Annotated in this window: 3 protein-coding genes; 2 read left to right on the top strand and 1 reads right to left on the bottom strand. The window is 69.0% G+C overall.

Annotated features, from left to right (window positions below):
- Positions 1-347: hypothetical protein (locus VFF46_RS12445; RefSeq protein ID WP_325037244.1), on the bottom strand; the 347-nt coding region annotated here is incomplete at its 3' end.
- 82 nt (positions 348-429) lie between these two features.
- Between VFF46_RS12445 and VFF46_RS12440 the strand changes: the two genes are divergently transcribed.
- Positions 430-858 carry a Fur family transcriptional regulator gene (locus tag VFF46_RS12440; RefSeq protein ID WP_325037243.1) on the top strand — a complete coding sequence of 143 codons (429 nt, stop codon included), beginning with the start codon at positions 430-432 and terminating at the stop codon, positions 856-858.
- 60 nt (positions 859-918) lie between these two features.
- Positions 919-3,227, top strand: a 2,309-nt coding sequence (locus tag VFF46_RS12435) for a glycoside hydrolase family 2 TIM barrel-domain containing protein (RefSeq protein ID WP_325037242.1), incomplete at its 3' end; no start/stop codon positions are given.

Below are 3,227 nucleotides of genomic sequence, written 5' to 3'. Positions count from 1 at the left end.
GCGATCCCGACCGGAACCGCCAGCCACAACGGCGGCTTCCGGCCGCGGACCGCGACCCCGGTGCTCTCACTGACGATCTCCCGGGCGACGAGCCGTCCACCGCGCCACTTGCCGGTGATCGTCACGGATTCGCCGTCGACGACCTGGCCCTGGAGGGCGAGGGCGCGGAGCTCGACCTGGACCGGCTGGAGTTCCTTGCCGACGTTGTCGTGTTGCTCGAGCCGGAGGGTCAGCACCTGGATCGCGCCGTTCTCGGAGCGGGCTTCCGAGCGGTACTGGACGTTCCGGGCGATTCCGCGCAGCTGAGCCGGGCCGCGGCGGGCCATCGCGTTCAGGTCATCACTCATCGGAGTTCCCCCAGGTGTAGGACGTGGTAGACGGAACGTACATTGGGTGGGGTCGGAACGAGTGGATTTGCGAGGAGCGCGGATGACGAGTGCGGTTGAGGTCAGCGCGCAGCGGCTGCGGGAGCGGGGGGAGCGAGTCACGCCGGCCCGGCTGGCGGTGGTTGAGGTGCTGGCGGGGACCGAGGAGCATCTGAGCGCGGAGCAGATCGGCGAGCGGGCCGAGCAGCTGCGACCGGGGATCCACCGCGCGACCGTGTACCGCGCTCTGGATGCGCTGGGCGAGTTCGGCCTGGTGACGCACGTGCACCTCGGCCGGGCGGGTACGACGTACCACCTGGCCGGCGACCTGGCGCCGCGGCACCTGCACCTGCGCTGCTCGGAGTGCGGGACCGTGTACGACGCCCCGGGCGACATCCTCGAATCCGCCCGCAAGAAGGTCGCCCGCGACCTCGGCTTCCACCTCGCACCAGAGCAGGTCGCACTGGTCGGAATCTGTCAGAACTGTCAGTAACTGTCCATATCTGTTGATAGGTGTGGAGTCGTGAACAGTTAGGCCTTAGGGTCGACTTCTGTGACTCATTACGTCGAGGACTTTGCTTCCGGGGCGAACGTGCTGCCCCCGCGTTCGTGGCTGGATGACGACTCCGGGCGGCTCCCGCTCAGCGGGGACTGGAACTTCCGGCTGTCCCCGAGCGTCGCGGACGCGCCGGACGACCTGAAGGACCCGGACACCTCCGGCTGGGACACCATCGCGGTCCCGGGCCACTGGCAGCTGAGCGGCTACGGCAAGCCGGCGTACACCAACGTCGTGTACCCGTTCCCGCTGGAGCCGCCGTACGTGCCGACCGACAACCCGACCGGCGACTACGTCCGCACGGTCACGGTGCCGGCCGACTTCGCGGGCGCCCGGATCGTGCTCCGGTTCGAGGGCGTCGACTCGCGGTTCGCGGTCTATGTCAACGGTTCGTACGTCGGCTGGTCGTCGGGGTCCCGGCTGGTCAGCGAGTTCGACGTGACCGAGCTGGTTGCCCCGGGCAAGGACGCGCAGATCGCGGTCCGGGTGCACCAGTGGTCGACCGGCAGCTACGTCGAGGACCAGGACATGTGGTGGCTGTCGGGCATCTTCCGCGAGGTGAACCTGCTCGCGCTGCGCCCGGACGCGCCGACCGACGTGTTCGTGAAGGCGGCCTGGGACCACGTCGACGGCGCCGGCACGCTGCTCGTCGAGTCCGACGTACCGGGAACCGTCTCGGTCCCCGAGCTCGGGCTGGAGCTGGCGACCGGCGAGCACACCCGGGTCGAGGGCGTGCAGCCGTGGAGCGCGGAAGTACCCCGCCTGTACGACGCCGTACTGCGGACCGCCGGCGGCGACGTACGGCTGCGGATCGGATTCCGGACGGTGGCGATCGTCGACGGGATCTTCACCGTCAACGGCAACCGCGTGCTGTTCAAGGGCGTCAACCGGCACGAGTTCCACCCGGACCGCGGGCGGACGCTGACCGAGCAGGACATGCTCGACGACGTACTGATCATGAAGCGGGCCGGGATCAACGCGGTCCGTACGTCGCACTACCCGCCGCACCCGCACTTCCTGTCGCTGTGCGACGAGTACGGGCTGTACGTGATCGACGAGTGCGACCTGGAGTCGCACGGGTTCGGGTACGAGCCGCAGCCGCCGAACCTCCCGAACCCGGTGATGGACCCGCGCTTCCGCGACGACCTGGTCGACCGGATGCGGCGCACCGTGCACCGGGACAAGAACCACCCGTCGATCGTGATCTGGTCGCTCGGCAACGAGTGCGGGATGGGTTCGAACCTGAAGGACATGTACGACGCGGCGAAGGACCTGGACCCGTCGCGGCCGGTGCACTACGAGCGCGACACCGAGGCGGAGTTCGTCGACATCTACTCGCGGATGTACACCTCGCCGGAGGGCTGCGCGGAGATCGGTGCCGACAGCAACCTGTACCGGAACCTGCCGTTCATCCTCTGCGAGTACGGGCACGCGATGGGGAACGGGCCGGGCGGGCTGCTGGACTACCGCGAGGTGTTCGAGAAGTACCCGCGCTGCCAGGGCGGATTCATCTGGGAGTTCATCGACCACGGGATCCGGACGACGATCAACGGGCGCGAGGTGTACGCGTACGGCGGTGACTTCGGCGAGACCATCCACGACGGGAACTTCGTCTGCGACGGTCTGCTGTTCCCGGACCGGACGCCGTCGCCGGGGATGCACGAGTACGCGAAGGTGATCGAGCCCGTGCGGATTGTTGCTGATGGCAACCGGGTGGCGATCACCAACCTGTACGAGGTGCTGGACACCAGCCACCTGACCTTCAGCTACGTGGTGGAGACCGAGGGTGTGCGGGTGGACGCCGGGAGCCTGTCGGTTCCGGTGATCGCGGCTGGTGAGACCGTGACGGTCGATCTGCCGGCGGTTGACGCGGCCAAGCCCGAGACCTGGGTGACCGTCACCGCGTCGCTCACCGAAGCCACCTCGTGGGCCGACGCCGGTCACCGGATCGCCTGGGAGCAGCTCCGGCTGGACGAGCCGGCTCCCCCAGCCGCGGTGGGTTCAGACGGCGTTGGCGCCGGTGGCGCGCCGGCTGACGGTGTTGCTGGCGTTGACGGGATCACCGTTGGTGGGCTGCGGAACGTGCGGCTGGACGTCTGGCGGGCGCCGATCGACAACGACACCAACCCCGGTGTTGCCGCCAAGTGGCGCGAGGAAGGGCTGCATCGGGTGCAGCACCGGATCGTGTCGCAGGGCGAGCGCGACGGTGCCTGGGAGGTCGTCACCCGGACGGCGCCGCCGCAGCTGCAGTGGGGTCTGCGCAGTACCTGGCGCTGGACCGCCGTCGACGGTGCGGTCGTGCTCGA

This window comes from Kribbella sp. (genome assembly GCF_035655035.1).
GTDB lineage: Bacteria > Actinomycetota > Actinomycetes > Propionibacteriales > Kribbellaceae > Kribbella.
Note: the sequence above shows the minus strand (reverse complement) of the source record. Positions and strands in the feature narration are given on the sequence as shown.